21 protein-coding genes are annotated in these 22,807 nt (G+C 33.3%); 3 read left to right on the plus strand and 18 right to left on the minus strand.

The window, feature by feature from the left end; all coding sequences use genetic code 11:
* Positions 1-9: 9 nt before the first annotated feature.
* The 11 genes from H3S88_RS00150 to H3S88_RS00200 all read right to left on the minus strand — a co-directional run bounded on the left by H3S88_RS00150 (position 10) and on the right by H3S88_RS00200 (position 12,775).
* A complete protein-coding gene (locus H3S88_RS00150; RefSeq protein WP_198226555.1) occupies positions 10-1,002 on the minus strand; it encodes a hypothetical protein in 993 nt (330 codons plus the stop codon).
* Between the two features lie 3 nt (positions 1,003-1,005).
* A complete protein-coding gene (locus H3S88_RS00155; RefSeq protein WP_198226553.1) occupies positions 1,006-1,572 on the minus strand; it encodes a hypothetical protein in 567 nt (188 codons plus the stop codon).
* Positions 1,547-2,539: a hypothetical protein gene (locus H3S88_RS00160; RefSeq protein ID WP_198226551.1), complete on the minus strand. Its 993-nt coding sequence runs from the start codon at positions 2,537-2,539 to the stop codon at positions 1,547-1,549. The genes H3S88_RS00155 and H3S88_RS00160 overlap by 26 nt, the downstream gene beginning before the upstream one ends.
* A 289-nt stretch (positions 2,540-2,828) precedes the next feature.
* Entirely contained in the window at positions 2,829-3,983 is a 1,155-nt protein-coding gene (locus H3S88_RS00165) for a hypothetical protein (RefSeq protein ID WP_198226549.1), read from the minus strand.
* A 296-nt stretch (positions 3,984-4,279) separates the two neighbouring features.
* Complete coding sequence (locus H3S88_RS00170) at positions 4,280-5,779, minus strand: hypothetical protein (protein WP_198226547.1); 1,500 nt, start codon at positions 5,777-5,779, stop codon at positions 4,280-4,282.
* Positions 5,780-5,891: 112 nt separating this feature from the next.
* Positions 5,892-6,383, minus strand: coding sequence for a hypothetical protein (locus tag H3S88_RS00175; RefSeq protein WP_198226545.1), 492 nt, complete (start codon positions 6,381-6,383; stop codon positions 5,892-5,894).
* A 19-nt stretch (positions 6,384-6,402) separates the two neighbouring features.
* A complete protein-coding gene (locus H3S88_RS00180) occupies positions 6,403-7,344 on the minus strand; it encodes a hypothetical protein (RefSeq protein WP_198226543.1) in 942 nt (313 codons plus the stop codon).
* A 15-nt stretch (positions 7,345-7,359) separates the two neighbouring features.
* A complete protein-coding gene (locus tag H3S88_RS00185) occupies positions 7,360-8,868 on the minus strand; it encodes a hypothetical protein (RefSeq protein ID WP_198226540.1) in 1,509 nt (502 codons plus the stop codon).
* Between the two features lie 100 nt (positions 8,869-8,968).
* Positions 8,969-9,802: a hypothetical protein gene (locus H3S88_RS00190; RefSeq protein ID WP_198226538.1), complete on the minus strand. Its 834-nt coding sequence runs from the start codon at positions 9,800-9,802 to the stop codon at positions 8,969-8,971.
* Between the two features lies 1 nt (position 9,803).
* On the minus strand, positions 9,804-10,361 hold the full coding sequence (locus H3S88_RS00195) for a DUF4123 domain-containing protein (RefSeq protein ID WP_144093123.1): 558 nt from the start codon (positions 10,359-10,361) through the stop codon (positions 9,804-9,806).
* Complete coding sequence (locus H3S88_RS00200) at positions 10,361-12,775, minus strand: type VI secretion system Vgr family protein (protein WP_198226536.1); 2,415 nt, start codon at positions 12,773-12,775, stop codon at positions 10,361-10,363. The genes H3S88_RS00195 and H3S88_RS00200 overlap by 1 nt, the downstream gene beginning before the upstream one ends.
* A gap of 545 nt (positions 12,776-13,320) precedes the next feature.
* On the opposite strand from H3S88_RS00200, the gene rlmKL reads away from it, so the two are divergent.
* The gene (rlmKL, locus tag H3S88_RS00205) at positions 13,321-15,441 is read left to right on the plus strand and encodes a bifunctional 23S rRNA (guanine(2069)-N(7))-methyltransferase RlmK/23S rRNA (guanine(2445)-N(2))-methyltransferase RlmL (RefSeq protein ID WP_198226534.1); all 2,121 of its coding nucleotides are present in this window, start codon (positions 13,321-13,323) and stop codon (positions 15,439-15,441) included.
* 130 nt (positions 15,442-15,571) lie between these two features.
* Here the strand turns inward: rlmKL and H3S88_RS00210 are convergent, their stop codons facing one another.
* A complete protein-coding gene (locus H3S88_RS00210; protein WP_086326599.1) occupies positions 15,572-16,000 on the minus strand; it encodes a universal stress protein in 429 nt (142 codons plus the stop codon).
* A 220-nt stretch (positions 16,001-16,220) separates the two neighbouring features.
* Here H3S88_RS00210 and H3S88_RS00215 point away from each other — a divergent pair, with 220 nt between their 5' ends.
* Both H3S88_RS00215 and H3S88_RS00220 read left to right on the plus strand, forming a co-directional pair.
* Complete coding sequence (locus H3S88_RS00215; RefSeq protein ID WP_065737628.1) at positions 16,221-16,631, plus strand: GNAT family N-acetyltransferase; 411 nt, start codon at positions 16,221-16,223, stop codon at positions 16,629-16,631.
* The gene (locus tag H3S88_RS00220) at positions 16,628-17,209 is read left to right on the plus strand and encodes a nucleoside triphosphate pyrophosphatase (RefSeq protein WP_198226532.1); all 582 of its coding nucleotides are present in this window, start codon (positions 16,628-16,630) and stop codon (positions 17,207-17,209) included. The genes H3S88_RS00215 and H3S88_RS00220 overlap by 4 nt, the downstream gene beginning before the upstream one ends.
* A 63-nt stretch (positions 17,210-17,272) precedes the next feature.
* Here H3S88_RS00220 and H3S88_RS00225 read toward each other — a convergent pair whose 3' ends face one another.
* The 6 genes from H3S88_RS00225 to H3S88_RS00250 are packed head-to-tail and all read right to left on the minus strand — an operon-like array spanning position 17,273 to position 22,789.
* Complete coding sequence (locus tag H3S88_RS00225; protein ID WP_198226530.1) at positions 17,273-17,938, minus strand: ABC transporter ATP-binding protein; 666 nt, start codon at positions 17,936-17,938, stop codon at positions 17,273-17,275.
* On the minus strand, positions 17,938-19,149 hold the full coding sequence (locus tag H3S88_RS00230) for an ABC transporter permease (RefSeq protein ID WP_198226528.1): 1,212 nt from the start codon (positions 19,147-19,149) through the stop codon (positions 17,938-17,940). Before H3S88_RS00230 ends, H3S88_RS00225 begins: the two co-directional genes overlap by 1 nt.
* A 37-nt stretch (positions 19,150-19,186) precedes the next feature.
* Positions 19,187-19,654 carry a DUF4418 family protein gene (locus H3S88_RS00235; protein ID WP_086326597.1) on the minus strand — a complete coding sequence of 156 codons (468 nt, stop codon included), beginning with the start codon at positions 19,652-19,654 and terminating at the stop codon, positions 19,187-19,189.
* Between the two features lie 18 nt (positions 19,655-19,672).
* Positions 19,673-20,332: an ABC transporter ATP-binding protein gene (locus H3S88_RS00240; protein ID WP_039130581.1), complete on the minus strand. Its 660-nt coding sequence runs from the start codon at positions 20,330-20,332 to the stop codon at positions 19,673-19,675.
* A gap of 10 nt (positions 20,333-20,342) precedes the next feature.
* Positions 20,343-21,485: an ABC transporter permease gene (locus H3S88_RS00245; RefSeq protein WP_198226526.1), complete on the minus strand. Its 1,143-nt coding sequence runs from the start codon at positions 21,483-21,485 to the stop codon at positions 20,343-20,345.
* Positions 21,486-21,502: 17 nt separating this feature from the next.
* Positions 21,503-22,789 carry an ABC transporter permease gene (locus H3S88_RS00250; RefSeq protein ID WP_198226524.1) on the minus strand — a complete coding sequence of 429 codons (1,287 nt, stop codon included), beginning with the start codon at positions 22,787-22,789 and terminating at the stop codon, positions 21,503-21,505.
* Positions 22,790-22,807: the final 18 nt, after the last annotated feature.

Raw genomic sequence — 22,807 nt, forward strand, 5'->3', positions numbered from 1 at the left:
TTATTCCTATTATTCTTTTGTTTTCTTACTATTAAATTTAAGATTACTTCTCACTGTATCGTAATAAAGTTGTGTTATTTTGCTTTGAAATTCTTTTGCTTCATCATCATTATAACGATTAGTAATATCATCAAGATAGCGATTAAAAAAGCTATCAATCTCGCGATCCCCAATATACAAATCCCATATATTGCAATGACCATCAGTAAAACAACCTTCTATTTTGAATAATCGATCGTCATTAATATATCCTCCACCATATTTTCTGAGATCAATAAAATTAGAACCTGATAAAAATAAATTTGGAAAAGACTTAAAAATATTATATTTATCTTGGTACTGAATACTTTTACTTAATACCCGACATTGAAGTTTCCCAATGTTTAAATGGCATATTTTGGAAGGATATTCAGTTATTGAATCAGCAGTAATGGTATATAACAACACTTCATGAAAAGGGTAAGCAATTAATTGATATAGATTAATTGATTTCAGATTTTTTTTATCAAAAATAACCTTCGGCATTGGAGAAGTCATTTTCGGATGAAATTGATATTCACTTTTACCAGATATTATTTCGTTTAATTTATCATAAAAAAGCATCATTTCTTTATCATCAGACTCTCCATAATTCCATGAATGACAACGACCATCTAAAATACAAATTTCTAATTTAGTCGTACCCATACCATCATAGGTCATTGGATTAATATAGTGTGAACTTGTTAAATATTGTTTGGGAACAAATTTAAAAATATCATGATGTCCTAGGTACTCTATTTCCGAACCATCTCTAGAACATTCTTTATCATTACAAAATCCATGAGGAATAATAATTGAATCAGTAGTTATTTTAATAATTAAAGATTTTTCATAATCAAAACGATGAATTCTATTAATAGTAATCGTCGAAACATCTTGGCGATTGAATACGTCCGCTTTCACCGTAAAACTTAATAAAAGTAAGTTAAAAATTAAATAAAAAATATTTTTAATACTCATTACCTATTCCTCCTGTTTCTTCGGAAATTTAATACTTTTTTCATCTTTTCGCATCAAATCCCATTGCCATCTGAAGAAAGAATACATTTGACCTTGATATTTATTAGGATCAGCAATAAGTGGGTTATCTAAAATTAGATACTCAATATAATCCATAACGTTTTCTGTATAACCCCGATAAAAAATATGCTTATTTTTCATTGAAGAATTCGCTGAAAAGATCTGAAATGTATGAAATAATGTAAAGGAATGTGCTGCTTCATGAATAATAGTATAATCATCCTTAAGACCTGATTTAAATATTACAAATGCATTCCCCAATTCAATTACGTTATTTTTTTCATTAAATTCAGAATAAGTTTCTCCTAGTGTTATACCATAGCTTGCTGTCGGATTTAAATTTGTAAACAAAAGATAAGTATTTTGATGTTCTTTATCATGGATTTTTTTACCGCCCTCAGGAATATTTTTTCCGAATTTTTCATATATCTTAATGAGGCGATTTTTTATATCACTAGCAGAATCTATTGTTTTTGAGGAATCTTTAGGATTTTTTCTTTGACTTTTCATATATATCATCTTTAATATCATGAAAAAAATCAATAATATCATTATCATTAGTTTTATTACGTAATTCAACTAAATCAAAATTTTCAGTTGCTTTAATTTTGACCTTTATCATGGCTTGATTAAAAGATTGGTTATTAAATAAATAATCCAATGACGAGAGTGATTGAGGAATCACTTTATTATTATTGTTGTCATATTCTGTAATGACATTAACCACGACTAGATTAGCTTCACCTATTGAATCATTTTGATATACCATTAATTGACCAACTTCAATTTCAGTCGAACCGAGTTTGGCAAAGACTTTTATCTGCCCGTGTTCTTTTAACGTGTCTCCTTGACATATAATTTTAACGGCATTCTTTAGCAGATAATAATAAATTACTGGTTCACCGGTATCTTCATTAAGTTTTCGGTCTTGTATTGAAGTTTTTAGAAATTCTGAAATAGATATTTTTTCGGGCGTGATTTTTAGACATGGATCACTGGGTTTGAAAAAAATTTCTGTGCCATCATTAATTATCTTATCTATCTCATCAAGTTGCAGATCTAAATAAACGCCATCTTTATGCATTTCTGAGACTTTGTCAGCATTATTACCTTGCATATCACAAGCAAAGATAGAGAGCCAAGCTGGATAATAATCTTGACCATGTGGTTGAATAGGATCGGCTATACCTACTTGCAGATATTCAAGTTTTAGTTGATCTGATTTTAGGCATAATGCACGATAACCATTTATAGGTATCGGGGGTTTTGAGTCATTACAGTTGTCATATAATACCTCTTCAATAGGGTATATATACTCATCACGTAACCAATCAAAACCATACTCCCCTTTATAAGTAGCACCCTTTTTTTGCTTAAGTGTCTCTGGCCTCCTAAAATGAATGGTAAATTTTCGCAAGCAAGAGGTTGAGGCCTGACCTATTGGTGGGCTAGTTTGGGGAAAATTACATACTGCCATATCTAAATTCCTTTTTAATTATTTTTAATCATTAAGTTATATTTTTTGTTTATCCAAAATAGCTGGCTTATTTTGTATAGATACTCTTATATTTCATTATGAATGATATAAGCAGTATAAAATTCCTGATATAGCGACAAATATTTATAAAACAAATTTTTTAATTTCGTTATTATCAACATTTATCGGTAAATGGATATATGTTGATCCTTAAAATAACCTAGCTACAAGATACTTAACCTTTTAATTAACGTTTTATAATAACAATATAAAAAACACTTAAAATTAATCAATTATTTCTTTTCATTATTTTAATACTTTTATCCTTTCTCATCGTATCCCATTGCCATTTATAAAATGAATACATATTATCTTTATAGTTATTAGATGTTCTAGCGATTGTATTTTTAAAATTGCTATTAACAGTAGGATTTATATATTTTTTTTCATAATCCATAAAGTTTTCGGTATAACCCTCATAAAACGAATGTTGTGGTTTATATTTTTTCTCATCTCTTTGGAAAGTATGAGGTAATGAAAAGCTATGTCCTAATTCGTGAACAATCGTAAAATCCTTTTTGAGAGAATTACCAAAAATAAGAGACATATTCCCAAAAACAAACGTCTCGTCTTTATTCATTACAACTTGCGAATTACCCTCATCGGCGTTGCAAAGTATTGTAGAAAAGAATAAGTAAGTATTATAATGCCCTTCTTCATTAATATTTTTTATGTCTTTAGGAACATATTTTCCATATTTACTATATGCTTTAGAAATCACTTCAACTATAATTTCTGGTGCATCATCGCGCTTAAAAAATTGCTGGTTTTGAATCTCATTTAGCAAAACATTAACATTGTGTAAAACATTATCATCATCATTCATTTTTTTAGAGTTCTTATTCTTACTTAATGCAACTAAATCAAAATTTTCAATTGCTTTAATTTCTGCCTTTATCATTGCCTGATTAAAGGACTGGTAGTTTAACAAATATTCCAATGATGGGTGTGATTGAGGAATAACTTTTTTATTATTTTTATATTCTGTAATAACATTAACCACGATTATATTAGCTTTACCTATTTCGTTATTTTGATACACCATCAGTTGACCAACTTCAGATTCACACTTTCCGAGCTTTGCAATTACATTTATTTTTCCGGGTTTTTTTAGATTCTCAGGGTTTAAACTTAATTCTTTATATTTATTGATAGGTAGCGGCGGATTATTCATGTCATAAACTTCGTCATAAAAAACCCATTCAATTGGATAAATATACTCATCACGTAACCAATCAAAACCATACTCCCCTTTATAAGGAGGAGCATCTTTTTTTTGCTTAAGGTTCTTTGGTCTTCTAAAATGAATGGTAAATTTTCGCATACAAGAGGTTGATGCTTGACCTATTAGTGAGCTAGCTCTAGGGGGATTAAATACTGGCATATCTAAATTCCTTTTTTATTATATTTCTAATTAATCAATAGCCTATATTTTTTTATTCAAAACAGCTGACTTATTTTATATAGATACTCTTATATTTCATAATGAACGATATCAGCAATATAAAATCCTGATACTGTATCAACTATTTATAAAACAAATTTCTTATTTCTTTATTATCAATACTTATCGGTAAATAAATATACGTTTATCCTTAAAATAACCTAGCTACAAGATACTTAACCTTTGATAATAACAATATAAAAAAGCCAGATAAAAAAGCTTTTTAACTTCATAAATTATTTCTTTATTTCGATGCTTTGATCTTTCCGAATCATATCCCATTGCCATTTAAAGAAAGAATACATTTTATTTTTATATTGACCATCTGGTTCGTTATTACTATTTGGTAATTCATACTTATAATAATCCATAACGTTTTCTGTATAACCCTGATAAAATTTAGTTTCTGATAGCTTTTCAAATGTATGAGTTAATGAAAAAGAATGTGCTGTTTCGTGCATAATAGTATAATCATCAGTAAGTCCTTTTTTGTATATCACAGTCATATTCCCCCAATATTTACTCCGTACATAAGCCATTCCATATGTATCACCTTTACCACTATCCGCCAAATAAGGTGATATCTCTGTAAAAAACAAATAAGTTTTATAATGTTTGCCATCATTAATGCTCAAAAATTTTTTAGGTTTTTTAGGATATTCTGGATTTTTAGGGCGATTTTTGCCATATTTGTCATATAATTCACAAAGGCGATCCCTTATCTCTTCATCAGGTACTACTTGTTTAATATCGATAATATATCCATTATCATCTCTTATATATTTATAACCCTTCATATAGTTAGTATCATTAATATCTTCCAAAAATTCAATAACATCTTTATTTTTAGAATTTTCTGATAATTTAGCTAAATCAAAATTTTCAATTGTTTCAATTTCAGCCTGTATCAGAGCTTGATTAAAACAATGATTGTTATATAAAGATTTCAATGATGAATGTGATTGAGGAATAACTTTTTTGTTATTGTTATCTTTGGTAATGACATTAACCACGACGATATTAGCTTTACCTATTTGGTTATTTTTATACACCATCAGTCGACCAACTTCAATTTCTGTCGCACCAAGTTTTGCAAATACTTCTATCTTTCCGTGTTCTTTTAACGTGTCCCCTTGACAAATAATTTTAACAGCATTCTCTAGTAGATAATAATGAATTTCAGGTTTACCAGTGTTGGTATCAAGTATTCGTTTTTCTCTCGTAGTTTTCAAAAATTTTGAAATAAAAATTTTGTCAGGAGTAATTTTTAAACATGGATCACTTGGTTTAAAAATAATCTCTGTACCATCGTCAATGATCTTATCAATCTCATCAAGTTGCAAATCTAAATAAACGCCATCTTTATGCATTTCTGAACCTGCATCTGCATTATTGCCTTGCAAATTGCAAGCAAAGATAGAGAGCCAAGCTGGATAATAATCTTGACCATTTATCTGAAATTTTTTTCCTGGAGGCACTACATCTTCTAAATATTTTTTTCTAAGATTTATAGGTTTTGTGCATAATTCAGTATATATTCCTGTCAGCGCCACCATTTCCATTGGATAAATATACTCATCACGTAACCAATCAAAACCATACTCACCTTTATAAGGAGCATTATGATTTTGCTTAAGTTTATCTGGTCTCCTAAAATGAATGGTAAATTTTCGCAAGCAAGAGGTTGGGGTTTTACCTACTTTTGAGCTAGGTCTAGGAGGTTTACATGCTGCCATATCTACATTCCTTTTTAATTAAATTTATGATTAATCATTAAGTTATTTTTATTATTGTTTATTAAAAATAACTTGCTTATTTTGTATAGATACTTAAATTTTTTATTCTCTATTATTTATCCATCACGATAGGTTCAAATTGATATTCACTTTTACCAGCTAAAAGTTGATCGATTTTATCCAAAAATTCTGCTACATCTTTATCTTTACGATCTGGCGTGTTAGAGCTAAATAAACTACAACCGTAAATTGAATCAGCACAAATGGAAATCTTATAGCCAGAACCATCATACTCTTGCATATTATAATAACTATCTTCTGTTAAAAATCTTTCTGGGATTAATTGAAACAGATTATGATGACCTGTATATTTACTATCAGGCTCATTAACTTTACAGCTTTGAACATTCTCGTTTTGAATACAAATTAATGTTGCGTATTTAACAATATAGTTTTCAGTAATTTCAAAGCGCATTCTTCCAACCGGTGCTTCTGGTGTTGAATTATAAATAATTATTCTTGCATTGTGAGTATCAAATATTTTTGCATTAACAACAAAACTCAAAAAAACCAATAGCCAAATCAAAAATATCTTTTTTTTCATCATTATTCCCTTTATCTATTTATTTTTTACCTATTAATTTATTATTAGTTTTGCTTTTCGTTATATCAGAAAAAAATTGCTTTATTTTGTTGAGGAATTTTTTTGTTTCATCATCATTATAACTCTCAGCAACCGAGGTACTCCATATATTACAATGACCATCAGAAAAACAGGCTTCTATTTTGTATACTTTAAAAGGATTTATTATATTATTTTCTCGACTATACTCTCTAGGATCAATAAAATTGGAACCTGATAAAAAAAGTGTAGGAAAACTATTAAAAATATTATATTTATCTTGGTATTGAATGTTTTCATTTTTTATCCAACATTGAAATTCACCACTAATTAAATAACATTTTTTAAAAGAATGTTCTATTATTGAATCAGCAGTAATTGTATATAACAGCACTTCAGTAAAAGGGTAAGCAATTAATTGATATAGATTAATTGATTTCAGATTTTTTTTATCAAAAATCACTTTGGGCATTGGAGGAGTCTTTTTTGGATGAAATTGATATTCACTTTTACCAGATAATATTTGATTTAATAAAGTATTAAAAATTTCTACCTCTTCATTGTATGGCTCCCCATATGTTCTCAAAAGACAACGACCATTTACAAAACAAATTTCCGTTTTAGTTCCCCCCCAACCATCATATTCTATTGGATGAATAAAGTTTGATCCTGTTAAATATATCTCAGGAACAAAGTTAAAAATATCATGATGTCCTAGATATTGTATTTCCTGACCGTCTGTAGGACATTTTTTATCATTACAAAACCCATGTGGAATAATAATTGAATTAGTTGTAATTTTGATAAATAACGAACTTTCAAAACGACCAATATTCTCAATAGTAAATGTCGAAATATCCTGACGACTAGGTATGTTAGCTTTTGATGAAAAGCTTAATAATAACAGGATAAAAAAATTATAGAAAAAATGCTTAAAATTCATTACTTATTCCTTATATTATTTTTTAATACTTGGATCGTCACGCATCAGATCCCATTGCCATTTAAAGAAAGAGTACATTTTATTATTATATTCACTATCCACATTTTTTATTTTAGAAGATTTTGGATCTATACCTAGATGAAACGGATAATCCATATAATTATCAGTATAACCTTTTTGAAAAACATGTGGAGAAAGTCGCAAAGAAAATGTATGAGGTAATGAAAAACTATGTCCTGCTTCATGAACAATAGTATGCTCATCGTTAAGGCCATCATTAAAAATCATATACACATTTCCCCATTCAAAGTTATTGTTTTTCGGATCACCATATGCTATTCCTGAATTTGTTTTACTATTTATTGTAGTAAAAAATAAATAAGTATTATGATGTTTTCTTTCATTAAGACCTATATTGCCTCCAGTAGTATGTTTTCCATATTTATGATATAAAGCAGAAAGACGCTTTAGTATAGCAACCGCACCGTTTGTCATTCTTTGATTAGTAAGGTCTTCAGGATCTGGCACTTTGTCATTATCTATATACAAAGGATTTTTAGCATCTTTTAAGAATAAAGTAATATCACTATCTTTAGTTTCTTTTTCTAAGGCCTTTAAATCAAAATTTTCAATAGCTCTAACTTCAGCACGAATCATGGCTTGATTAAATGATTGGAATTTATATAAATAATCCAATGGAGGGCGTGATTTAGGAGCAACTTGATTATTGGCAATATAATCTGTAATGACGTTGACTACAAAAATATCGGCTTTACCTATATTATTATTTTCATACACCATCAGTCGACCAACTTCATACTCGGTCGAACCTAGTTTGGCAAATACTTTTATCTTTCCATGTTGCTGTAGTGTGTCCTCTTGACACATAATTCTAACGGCATTCTGTAGCAGATAATAATTAATTACTGGTGGTTTATCTATGTTATTATTAAGTATTCGTTTCTTTTTTGAGGTTTTTAGAAATTCTGAAATAGAAATCTTTTCGGGTGTGATTTTTAGACATGGCTCACTGGGTTTGAAATAAATTTCTGTGCCATCATTAATTATCTTATCTATCTCATCAAGTTGCAGATCTAAATAAACACCATCCTTATGCATTGTCGATCCTGCATTTGGATTTGCTTTTTTATTTGTCACATTACAAGCAAAAATAGACAACCAAGCAGGATAATAATCTTGACCATGAGGTTTAAATTTTTTTCCTTGAGGTTCTACATCTTTTAAATATTCTTGCCTAAGTAAGTCAGGTTTTCTGCATAATGCAATACATTTATCTATAGGTGTCGGCATATTTGGGTTAACAACTTCTTCAAAAGCAACTTTTTTTATCGGATAAATATACTCATCACGTAACCAATCAAAACCATATTCACCTCGATAACTGTAATTACTTTTTTCTTTAAGTTTCTTTGGCCTCCTAAAATGAATGGTAAATTTTCGCAAGCAAGAGGTGGAGGCCTGACCTATTGGTGAGCTAGCTCTAGGGGGATTACATACTGGCATATCTAAATTCCTTTTTAATTATTATAAAATCAAATATCATGTAAAAATGAGTTAAAATCCTTTTATACACTAAAATAGTGATATATTATTTCCTTTAAAATTATATTGATTCCTGTTTATTTATATTCATTTCAATCAAACTAGGTAACCAAGGGAACTGATGGCAAAAACGATGGTAAATTGAATTAAAGTTAATGCTTTCATCGTATATTGTTTGTGGTGCTAATTGAGTATTGTCCATTAGTTCGCCTGATAAAAATGGATCTTGATCAAAATGACTTCCAAATATAAACATCAAGATGATTGCTGTTGCAATTTCTGTGGGATGATTCATAAGAAGATGATTTTGGGCTCGATCAATACCAAATGAAAATAGATGATCAAAATCTTCAGATTCAGTAATCTGAAATTTTGACTGAACAATTTCATTCAAAGCAGTAATTACTTGTTGTTTTATGTCGGATTTATCTAATAAACTCTTCTCTTTTGAAAAGACATAATTTGTGGATTGTGATTTTAAATAATTGTCTAGTTTTTTAAATACTTCATTCTTTTTAGATAAGTTTTTACCATAAGCTCCTTCTAAAAAAGGTATAGCTTTAAAGTAAAGTTCTTCTGCTTGTGTAACTTCAGTAAAATCTTGATAGTCATCTAAAATTTTTTTTGCCCAACGATATTGGGGATCATGGATAAACTCAATACCAAACAGTATGATCAAATCGATGTAAAATCGAGTGGTATCCTCTTGATTAAATCCGATCTCTTTTGTGATAATTAAACATGAACTTAATATTTTTTTTAGTTGATGATAATCTATTTTTTCTTTTAAGTACGGATAATGACTATGGCAATGTTTAACTAATTTATCCAAATAGAGATCTATTGCCTGTTTTTTTAAAATGCTGTCTATTTTATCGTCAATTTTCAAAACCATATCAACTATCCTTATTAATATAATAATATTGACCATCTAAATAATATGCCCAACACTCTATTTTTTTGAGATATCTGTCAATGTTATTATCAGCTTTGAATATTTCCAACATATCGATAAAACATCGTGGATCATAGAATCTTAAAAAATATTTTTTCCCATCTTGATTTTCAGCAAAGAGTAGTTCTTTCAAATATTTTTTCAAAAAGAAAAAAGGGATTTTACTCCAAAACCAAAGCACTGACGGTTTCTCTTCTTGAGCAAATAAAATCTCATTAATAATATCTTGATTCTCTTCTCTATCCGGTTCTATTTTTACTAATAGTGGTCCTGCCTCGGATGATTTAGAATAAGGTGTATCAGCAAGTAATGAATAACACGTTATATTAGGATTTTTAATAAACATTTTGTAAAAGCACGCATCAAAATGCGCGCAATCAACGATGGCATAGCAATAAACAGGTTCATCCTCATATTGATGTGAAAATTCTTCATTTATTGGTTCAAGTATATTTTCAGTTATTGAAAACTGTGGTAGTGATGTTTTAGGTGTTGTCATCAATTTATCTCCAACATGGTATTGGCATTACGAGCAGCACGTTTTAAACACTCTACGCACAAAGATATTGGAGGCATATCCATAAAATGAACTTCCTGAGTACTTACATTCATACTTGCTGGTCCCATTTTTTGTAACGCAGCAGATTTTATGACTACATTTCCTGGCGTACCGAGTTCTATTCCTTGGCCATTTATTTTAATATAAGAGCCACCACTGATTAACGTAATATCACGAGGAGCGGTCAAAGTTACTGAATTATCGATACTATTAATTTGTATTTCATCTTTAGCCATAAGCGAAAGTTCATCGTTTTGAGCTTGTATTTCAACTTTTCCTTTAGATGCAAAAAGTTTTATTCCCATTTTGTGAGCGAAAAAGCTTAATGCTTCACCAGCCGCCAATGTAATCTTTTTAATTACACTAATCTCTGTGTTATTCTCGGCAATGATTGAAATATTTTTGCCAGTCGATAATTGAATATTTTTCGGACTTGTCAAACCAATGCCTTCTTGAGCATAACCCACTATTCCACTTTCGTTAAGTTGTGTAAGAGTATTTTTAAGTTCTGTTTGACTTTCGATATCGGCTGAATGAGCATTTGAATTTTCTACAACTTTTTGTAATGATTGAACAATAGAAAGCGCATTACTAAGCTGGATCTTTGTGCCTTCCATATCCAGTTGTTTACCTTTTGCTTTTGATTCAGTTTCGGTGGTAATATAAATCCCTTTTTCTGCCGATATTGCGCCCCACTCATCGGTACGCAGCTCAAAACCTTCTCCTCGTTTCGTTTTTTCACTGTCCACCAAATGCCCCAAATTGAGTTGGGTTTTGCCATATTCTGTTGCCAGTTTTATATGCTCCTGACCACGTTTATCGTCCATTCGCAATTTATTATTCGCTGGCGTGCGTATCACATTACGGTGTTTATTGATTGTCGTAACATGGTCTGGATGACTGCTGTCGTGCATGGCATGAGCTATATACGGGCGGTCTGGATTACCATTGGTGAACGCAATTGCAACTTCTGTTGAATCTATCAAAGGGAAGTGAAAACCATACGTATCGCCGGCATATGGTTTTGCCAGTCTGACCCATAAACTTTCCTCACCTTTTTGCCAATTTTTTAAATCAAAATTGAATTTAATTCGGTAACGACCCTGCGTATCAATATAACCGTACGTATCATCATCTTTACTGGTCACTCGGGCTGGTAAGGTACCACTCACTTGTGGCCAAGGTAAGGGTGCCGGTCGATACGGTTTAAGAACATCATAAGGGATAGCAGTAAAGCGAGTTTGGTAAGATTCGGTTCGGTCACCATAACATTCGGTTGCAACAATCACCACACCGTCTTTAATCTCAGCTATCGGGCAACCCTCTATAATCACTAACTGTCCCGGTATAAGCTCATAAACATTACATTGTCCCGTTAGAATAAATTGTTCGCTTACATAATGTTGATGCCGAATACGCGCATACCAATTGCCGCTTTCGACTGTCTGTATATCACCTTGGGTTTTGTGGTGCTCTTCATACCGATAGTCTTCGCCTCGCATTGTCATATCTTTGGGCTGACTGTTGTCACTGCTGTAAAGATTACTGTCGGACATCCGATAGTTATAATCGTTAACACTGACCTGACTTGGTTTAGTTTTACTGCTGAATTGTAAATCCCAAACACTGTAGCGAAGACGGTCATTGAGACCACTCGGTTGCTTTATGGTCACTTTACCACCATCAGCATACCCTTTTTCATAATCACTTATCACTATCACATCACAATGGTGCTCCGGATGCGTTTCAAAGTAAAAGTAAAGACCCACATCTGCCAACAAACGCTGTATAAAATTTAAATCACTCTCTTGCCATTGCGTAATAAATTCTCGTACAGGATAGGTTTCTTTTAACTCAAAACGAAAATCAATACCGATAAAATTGTGATTTCGCAACACTTCATCGACCACATCGATGACACTCTTATTCTGAAAAATGGCACTTTGGTGGTGATTTGCAAGTAATGCCATTCTAGGTTCAAGTTTCACCCGATAACGTGCTTCATCTTCGCTGATTGAGACTAAACTAAATTCTGTGATTATCCCGTAAAGCTTTCTTGTTTTGGCTACATGATCAAATGAGCTGATTTGTGTCACTTGTAGCGGTGATTGGTTAGGATGAAAAGTCAAGGAGGCGGCTTGGCTGAGCATGGATGCAATTGAAATTTGCTTATCTTCGCTAGTGAAATCTATCTGATATTGCCAAGGTTCATTTAACCGCTCTTGACCTTTAATTGATACAACAGAAATGTTTGATAATGCGTCGGATCCATCAACTGACAACGAATAGTTATTGTGTGATAAGTGTCCAGAAAGCGAAGTTAAGCTATCGCCGAGCTGCTCCATTGTGCTCATACTTCAATCCTTAATTTATAATAGCAAAATTGATCTTTTTCAAAAACACAGATATTTATTAACGATAATCTGAGATATATAAATTAAGTATTTTTTTTGAACGAGTCAATTATTTTTTTATTAAGTTTTATTAATTGTAGATAATGATTAAACTAAGTAATTAATTCGGCTTTTTATTTTTCAGATGGTTGCATTAAAGCATAATAATCAATAATTTATAACATACATTGATTTATACACATTCTAAAATTAATGTTGATAATAAATACAATTTATAATAGATCGTATTGATATGGATTTGAGTTATTTACCAAGATCATCAAACTGTAAATTACTCATGAGAAGTCAGTGGTTAACAATAAGAATTAAAAATAAATTACAGCAAAACACAATCGGCAAACGGCATAGACTCCTGAATATTTTTTACAAAATTTACTGTTTTTATACTCAAAAATCCTTAAGACCTAAAAAGGATTATCCTTTATTTCCCACAATAAAAATAACTCGCTATAATGCATTCAATTTTATTGTTAAGTGGATTATGCATGAAAACACTATTTGCCAGCACGTCACGCGGGCTTGAAGAGTTATTGAAAAAAGAGTTAGAAGAGTTAGGTTCGGTCGATTGTAAAATTGCTCAAGGGGGTGTCTTTTTTGATGCGGATGAAAAGACATTATATCAATCATTATTATGGTCGCGTCTGGCATCGCGTATATTGTTGCCAATTGCTGAGTTTGATATTTACAGTGATTTAGATCTCTATTCGTGTGTTTTTAATATTAAATGGCCAGATATTTTTGCAGTTGATAACTCCTTTGTGATTAATTTTGTTGGTATAAACGATTTCATCCGTAATAGCCAATATGGCGCACTCAAAATTAAAGATGCAATTGTTGATCACTTCACTCGTCATACTAGTGAGCGCCCTAATGTGGCTAAGCAAGATCCTGATGTTCGTATTCATGCTTATTTAAATAAGAACCGTGTAACACTTTCGTTAGATTTAAGTGGTAATAGTTTGCATCAACGTGGTTATCGTCAGCAAACTGGACAAGCGCCATTGAAAGAAAACTTAGCTGCTGCAATTATTATGCGCTCAGGCTGGCAGATGGATACGCCATTAATCGATCCTATGTGTGGTTCGGGAACACTGCTAATCGAAGCAGCGATGATTGCTGCTAAAATTCCACCGGGTTTATTACGTAAACATTGGGGATTCTTTGCTTGGAAAGGCTTTAATCCAATACTTTGGAATGAACTATTATTTGCCGCTAAACACAATATTAGCAAACCGAATATACCATTTATCGGTTACGACAATAATACCGTTGTGTTAGAGCGAGCAAAACAAAATGCCATTCAGGCGGGTGTAGGCGATTTGATTACATTTGCATTACAGGATGTAACGCAGTTAACCAATCCACTGCCTAATGATATAACAGGTACAATAATTAGTAATCCACCTTATGGCGAAAGATTAGAAAGTGAGCCTGCTCTTGTTGCCTTGCACACAGCGCTTGGTCGTCAAATTAAGCAATACTTTGGTGGCTGGCGACTTTCGTTATTTAGTGGCGCACCTCAATTGTTAGACTGTTTACAAATGCGTGCAGAAAGACAATTTAAAGCGAAGAATGGTCCGTTAGATTGTGTACAAAAAAATTATACTATTGCGCAACGATCTACTGAACAAGTCAGCACACCAATATTGCCAGCGGCTGATTTTGCTAATCGTTTACGAAAAAATAAGCAGAAACTTGAAAAATGGGCTGCACAAGAACAGCTAGAGTGTTATCGCCTTTATGATGCCGATTTACCTGAATACAATGTTGCTATCGATCGTTATAAAGATAAAGTAGTCGTACAGGAATATGCAGCACCTAAAAATATCGATCCACAAAAAACTCGTCAACGGCTATTTGATATTATTAACGCCACTATGTCAGTGTTAGAACTCACTGCTGATCAATTAGTTTTAAAAACACGTGAAAAGCAAAAAGGCAAACAGCAATATCAAAAATTGAGCCAAAAACAGGATTATTTTTTGGTGCACGAGTATGCCATTAATAAACGCAAAACTCAGTTTTGGGTAAATGTGACCGATTATTTAGATACAGGGCTGTTTTTAGATCATCGTTTAGCGCGCAAAATGATTGGTGAAATGAGTGCGGGTAAGGATTTTCTAAATCTATTTGCTTATACCGGTAGTGCAACGGTTTATGCGGGTCTAGGTGGTGCTAAGTCAACTACGACGGTTGATATGTCACGCACTTATTTACAATGGGCCGATCGTAATCTAAAACAAAACGGATTAACAGGTAGACAGCATCGTTTAATTCAAGCTGATTGTTTATTGTATTTAGAACAAAGTGATGATCAGTTCGATCTAATCTTTATTGATCCACCTACATTTTCAAATTCTAAAAGAATGAGTGATACTTTTGATGTTCAACGTGATCATTTAAAAATAATGACAAATTTAAAACGGTTATTAAAACCAAATGGCATTATTGTGTTTTCGAACAATAAACGGGGTTTTAAAATGGATAACGCGGGTATGCAAAACCTTGGATTGACTTATCAAGATATCACCAATAAAACGTTATCTTTGGACTTTAAACGTAATAAGCAAATTCACTGCTGTTTTATTGTCCAACAGCAAAAGTAAATGCATGTCGTCCATCTGCATAGATTGTATTGATATGGATTTTTAGGTTATTTACTAAGAGCATCAGATTATAAATTACTTACGAGGAGTTATTCGCTCCTCGTTTTAGTTTAAAGAATAAATTTCGCAACTATCGAACCACTAAAACTGACGTTTGCGCACTACGGACTACACCTGCCGCATTCGATCCCAGTAAGTGAGTGGTAATATTAGGACGACGTGATCCTAATATAATTAAGTCGGGTTTTAATTCTTCCGCAATATGAAGAATTTCATCTCTTGGATTACCAAACGCAATAGAAAACGACAATTTTTCTTGGGGTAAATTAATAGAAGCCATTAACTTACGTAACCACTGTTCAGTTTGTACAGTTGCTTTATCTTTAAATTCATCAAAACCAAATGAGTAAGCATTCACAATTGCTGACGCTACTGGCAAGGTATGGAAGAAGATCACCTCGGCATTTGATAATTTTGCCAAACATTCGACATGTGGGATGACTTTTTGGGTTAACTCATCTTCAAGCACATCAATCGGTACTAAAATTTTGTTGTACATAAAACTACCCCCTCGCTAAATAAAACCTGATAAATGATCTTTGACAATACGGTCTAACAGTCATATGGTTTAAGGATCATGGCATTTGATTATTATGATACTCATTTTGGGTTTATTTTTTTATTTTTAATAGTTAAGTTAGTTGATGCTTACTATAATATCCTAAAACCAATTTAGAAAAATGAAACCTTTTTTTACTCATTTCATGACGGAGATCACCATGAGTAGTATTATTTACCGTTCAGACATCAAACCGGAACTTGAACAAGCTATTGCACTTTATCGTCACTGTTCACTAGGCGAACGCCGACCTCTTACCGATTCAACTCGATTTAAAGCTATGTTAGATAATGCTAACTTAGTTATAACCGCTTGGCATAATGATAAATTAATTGGTATAGCGCGTTGTTTAACGGATTTTGTATATATAACTTATTTGGCCGATCTCGCTGTAGATGAAGATTATCAAAAACAAGGTATTGGTAAACAATTAATTAAAGAAGTAAAAAAGAATACTCATGAAAATTGCTCGATAACTTTACTGGCTGCACCAAGTGCGGTTGATTATTATGGACATATCGGATTTAATGCTCATCCTTCCGCTTGGATTTTAAGAGATAAATCAATATGAGAATCATTTTAGCGTCAACATCGCTATCACGTAAAAAAGTACTTGAAAAATTCGCTATCCCTTTTGAATGTGTTCCGCCTATTTGTGACGAAACACCGCTTGCGGGTGAGTCTGCTGAGCAGTTAGTGGTACGTTTAGCGAATCTCAAAGCGCAATCATTAGTCGATAAATACCCAGACAGTTTAATTATTGGCTCAGATCAGGTAGGGGTTCTAGAGGGAAAAATTGTTTGCAAACCTCATACTATTGAAAATGCGCGCAAACAACTTGCCAATAGCAGTGGCAAAACATTCTATTTTTACACAGGGATGACAGTTATTAATACCCGTTCCGGTCAATCCACTACTCTTTGTGAGCCGTTCAAAGTCACCTTTCGGCAACTCAGTAGTTCTGAAATCGATGCCTATATTGCTAAAGAGATGCCGCTACAATGTGCTGGCAGTTTTAAATGTGATGAACTCGGCATAACGTTGTTTGATAAGTTAGAGGGAGATGATATTAATTCATTAGTCGGATTGCCCCTGTTAAAGCTTAATAACATAATGATTGAAATGGGCTGTAATCCCTTATTGCTTTAACAAGTGAGGCAAAATGGATAAGTCAGTGTTCACTTAAGATTATGTCAGTGAGCATTGACTAATTTAATCAATAAACCGCCCTGCCGACATTTTCATGATATTTTGGCTATAACTTGCTACATCATTATCATGGGTGACAATCAATAACGCAGTACCTTGTTGGTTAATTTCTTTTAGCAGTTGCATAATATCAGTAGAACTTTCCTCATCGAGATCGCTGGTGGGTTCATCTGCAATGATGATTTGTGGCTGGCAAATTAATGCACGTAATATGGCAATGCGACGCATTTCACCGCCTGACATATTGGCTGGATAAACATCTTGCAAATAACTGACTTTAGCTTTTTCCAACAAACTCTTCGCATAACCCAAGCTACTTTTATTTGGACGCTTAGTTAAGTAATAAGGTAAGCGAATATTATCAATCGCAGTAAGATTAGGGAGTAAACTGCTGCCTTGAGGAATATAACCAATATGCTGATTACGAAAAGTCGATACTTGCTGATCATCTAATTCAAATAGATTTACATCATTGAATGTTACTTTCCCCTGTGTTGGTGTTAATAAACCCGCAATCATATTCAAAAGCGTCGTTTTACCGCTACCCGATTTACCCATAATGCATTTAAAATCACCTGATTGCATACTGAAACTGACATTATTTACTGCTGCAAAGGTTTGTTGACCACGTTGATAATCTTTACGCAAATTTCGAACATTCAGTAACATTATTCACCCTCTCTGAGCGTGCTGTAAGTATCAAACTTAGTCATAGATAAAGCTGAATAGATACTTGATAATGGTCCAATAATTACGGTTAATGCCAATACCACTACTGCATAGCATAACGCATCAATCACTGAAAGATTAATGCATGGCAAACCAATGGTTTGGCAGATTAATAAGCTAAACGCATAGAGCAACACACCTGCTAATAAAATGCCCATTAAGCCACCTAATGCACTAATAATTAAAGATTCACGCAGCAGCATTTTTACTAAATCTCGACGTGAAGCCCCTAAGATACGCAATAAACTGATTTCGCGCTTGCGCTCATTTAAATTTGACGAGAAGATGACAAAAATAATCACTATTGCTAATACCCAAAAAATTGCCGATAAACTATATACAATAGTCGAAAAGCCATTTAACCATTTGGAAATATCACTTAACATACCTTTAGTCATAACAAAATCAAGTTTATAGTCGATGGCGTATTTGGGCATGATTTGATTAACAATATCTTTAGGCTGATAATCAGGATCGACTTTGATAAAAATGGAAGAAGCATAATCCGCAAAATGATCGATATCGCCTTGCACTAATTCAGCTTCTTTCATTAAAGTGTGTGCTGCTTGCATAGTCATAAATACCGAAGTGTCAAAACCCATCCCCGTACTATCCATTTTGGCTGCTATTTTGAAAGGATGATTGAAAAACATGACCTCATCGCCAATATTTGAACTAATTTTCGATCCAACTACTACTTGGTTATCAGTAAGTGGCTGAGTAAGTTGCGATTGCAACCAAGGTTTGATCACAAAATCGCTTTGCTGATCAAAACCAATTAATTGCACTTTTGAAGTACAGCAACCTGCACTGAGCGAAGCGATAAAAAGCTGGGGTGATATTGCTTGTATTCCTTTTATATTTTTGATTTTATCAATCAAATCAACTTTTAAATAAAAGCTACTTGGTTCACCCCGTAATAAGGCCACTTCTAGATTTTTTTCATAACCGTATGGAACAACCAAAATATCTGCACCAAGGCGATCAGCCATGCCAGAAATTCCCAAACTGAGATTTTTCATAATCACGCTACCACCAAAAAGTGTGGCAGAAAACAACATAACAATGATAATCAAACAACAACTTCGAAATGGTCGCCGTTGAATGTTTTGCCAAGCCAAATTAGCCATGGTGATGGGTTGTTCTTGCATGTTTTAGATCCTATTTTTTATTAAAGATTGTATATCTTTAAAATATGCTTCTTCTGGCCGCTTTATTAAGATAGAAAGTATTCACCAGCGCAATAATAAATAATAACAATGACAATAAAACGAGTGCTGGCTTAGCACCCATATTGCAGCGCATCATTTGATTATCACATACGCCAATTAAAACGGTTGGAATAGCCAAAGCAAATAATGAAATGCAAGCAATTGCCATACTTAATCCCATTCGCAGAAAAATTTTACGACAAAATAGCATTAAAGTGCCAATTGCAATAATCAAACTGCCCACGCCAACTTCAGCTCGGCCTGTCCAAAAGCATTTCATAATTTTACCAACACCTGTATGCACATGTTCTACTTGACCTTGCATTGTTGCAGTTGATAGGTTAACGGTTTCATGTGGGCAGACGGGTAAAATATACAGAGGAAATAAAATAAATAATATGCCAATAATGATATAGATGAGTGATGAAACAACACGATTTTGCATAATTTAAAACCTTAAATATTAATTATTAATTACTCGGGCAACCTTGCCATGTTCAAGTACAACGGTTGTTTGAGCATGTTTTGATACTTCAAGTGAATGAGTCACAACAATAATAGTACTCCCTTCTTCGTGCAGTTGATGCAGTAAATTCATAACCATTGCTTCATTATTTTCATCTAAATTACCAGTAGGTTCATCGGCTAAGATTAATTTTGGATAATTGATTAAGGCGCGGGCAATGCATACACGTTGCTGTTCTCCGCCTGATAACTGATTTGGCAAGTGCTTAGCACGGGCAGCAAGTCCAACCCTTTCCAGCGCTTGCATGGCTTCTTTTTCATCGACCATGCTGTGATAATATTGTGCAACCATTACGTTTTCGAGTGCGGTTAGATAAGACACTAAATGGAATTGTTGAAAGATAAGACCGATTTTATCACGGCGGATTTCGGTTAATTCGGGTAGAGATAATTGGGTAATATCTTGTCCATCTAAAATGACCGAACCTAAAGATGGTTTATCCATACAACCAATAATATTCATCAAGGTCGTTTTGCCACTGCCCGATGGTCCCATAATGGATAACCATTTGCTCTCTTCTACAACTAAATTCACATCTGATAAGGCATGAAGAGAACCATAAATCTTAGATACATTATTAACTTCGAGTATATTCATACTTTACATCCTATTCGCCACGCAATACTAATGCTGGCTCTACATCTAATGCACGTTTAACCGGAATTAAACAGGCAATTACCGTCACAATTGCTGATATTAAAATGGTACTTGGTATCAAATAAAATTCAATAATAATTGAACGACCAAAAACATTAGAACTGATTACCTGAGCAAAAATAAGTCCACAAATTACCCCAATAATCCCTCCAATAATACCAAGAACTAATCCCTCGGCTAAAAACTCTTTAGCGATACTTTTATTATTGGCTCCAATGGCTTTTTTAAGACCGATTTCTTTACGGCGCTCCATTACAACCGTCATCATGGTAGTTGCCACGCAAATCATAGTGAGAACTAAAACCACAAGGGTCACTAAATAAAGGAGTGATGACAGTTTACCTAATACTGAGGTTTCTGATTGTGTCACCCATTTAATTAAATGGGGTTCGATTGTGGTTGATTGACTTTTAATGGTATCTATATAGTCCTTTAACTCATTTTGTGATGCTGTGATGCTGACTTCAACAACTTCAGCTTGATCACTCTCTTCAAAGAATTGTTCTAAATCATGCAGATCGACAAAAATAAAATTATCTTCAGCTCTACCTGTTTTAACTATACCGGTAATAGTTAACTCTTCATCAAAACGAGAATCTTGTTTAGATTTACCCGAAATGGATATTTCACTGCCAACGTTTAAATTGGCAAAGTTAGCTATATCGGTCCCAATCATCACTTCATGTGTTTTTTGTGGCAAACTACCTTCAATATGCCAATAAGGACTGGTTTTGGTAACTTGGTTAAAGTTAGTACCAACAATGGTATAAGGATGCTGATTAACGCGCACTGCGCCGTAGCGAAACGGCGTGACACCAAGTAGTTTATCTTGTGGTAGTAAGCTTACTGCTTTTTGTACATCAGTCATTGACATAGTTGACTGATTATTCGCGGGCATTAATAATAAATTCGCTCCATAAGAACGGAACTCCTGCCCCATCTGTCTTGGAATGTCAAAACAGAGCGTAACCATGCCTAATAATACCGTTGCGCCAATCGCCACGCCTAAAAGTGCAATAATAATGCGAGAGCGACGACGAATGAGCGAACTCAATATGGTTTTAATAATAAAGCGTCGATTTTTATTAATCATCAGATTTACCTTTACCCTTATCGTCCATGCAGTACATCAGTAGGGCGTAAAAACATCATAATACGCAGTGCAGGTAAGCTACCTAAAAATGTAATTAAGGTAACCATTATTAATACTAAAGGAACAATAATCATTTTAGGTTCGACAAACGAACCAAATACGGTATGACCAATAATCTGCGCAAAGCCAAGACCAATAAAGTAACCCAAAACACCGCCCATTAAGGCAATAATTAAGATTTCGGTTAAAATGAGCAAGGCAACAGCACTATTTGTTGCGCCGAGTGCTTTAAGTAAACCAATTTCGGTACTGCGTTCTATCACATTTGCTGTCACTAAATTTGAAATAGCTAATGCGGAACAAATTAAGGATAAAATGGTTAACAATAACATCAATAACTGCGTTTTTTGTAAAATAGAACCTTCTGAATCCGCCACTTGCATAATGGCTTTAACGCGGACATCTGGCATTAACTCTTCTAGTTGATAAGCGATTGAACTAATATAAGCAGTGCAATACCATGTATCCCACTCGGTGCGTGATAAGCTGTTAGGATCTTGCGCGGCCTTACGAGCCAATTCGTTTTCAGGGGTGGTTAATGCACTTACTTCAACACGTTCAACCAGTCCATTTTTATCAGCTAACTGCTGCGCAATTGGGAGGGATACAAATAATTGTGAATCTTCAGCGCCACCACTATGGAAAATATTGTGCACGGTTAATGTGATTTTTTGTTTTGTTAGAACAGATGTAACCTCAATACTGTCACCTAATTTTAAATTCCACTGTTTCGCAATTGATTTACCAACCATTACACCTTGCAGATTATCATCAGTCATCTGATCGCCTTCGATTGTCCACCATGATTTCATGGCTAACATACCTGTATCAACCTCATCGCCAGTCGGAATTTTAAGGTGTTTATTAAACCAAGTTCCGACAATTGTAATGGGTTTATCGTTTAACATGGCTGGGGCATTAAGATAAGGCGCAAAATCGACAATATTATATGCCCAGAAAATCATCTTAATTTTAACGAGATCATCTTGTTTGATGTATTGCACCGCTTGTTGATTATCATTATTATCCAACTGATACATTTCACTTACTAACGCAGTACTTTTAGGCACAATATTTAGATTAGCTCCATACGCTTTTAATTCTTGATTAACTTTATCACCAACATCAAACATAACATTTAACATGGCAGTGGCTAATGAGACACCTAAGGCAACAGTGAGCGCAATTAAAAAGAGCTTCTTTTTTTGGCGTACTAACACGCTTAGTAACATTCTACGAAACATACTCTATTCCTTGGATAC

Origin of the sequence: Gilliamella sp. B14448G11 (assembly GCF_016101765.1) — a bacterium.
In the GTDB taxonomy this organism is placed as follows: Bacteria; Pseudomonadota; Gammaproteobacteria; order Enterobacterales; family Orbaceae; genus Gilliamella; species Gilliamella apicola_N.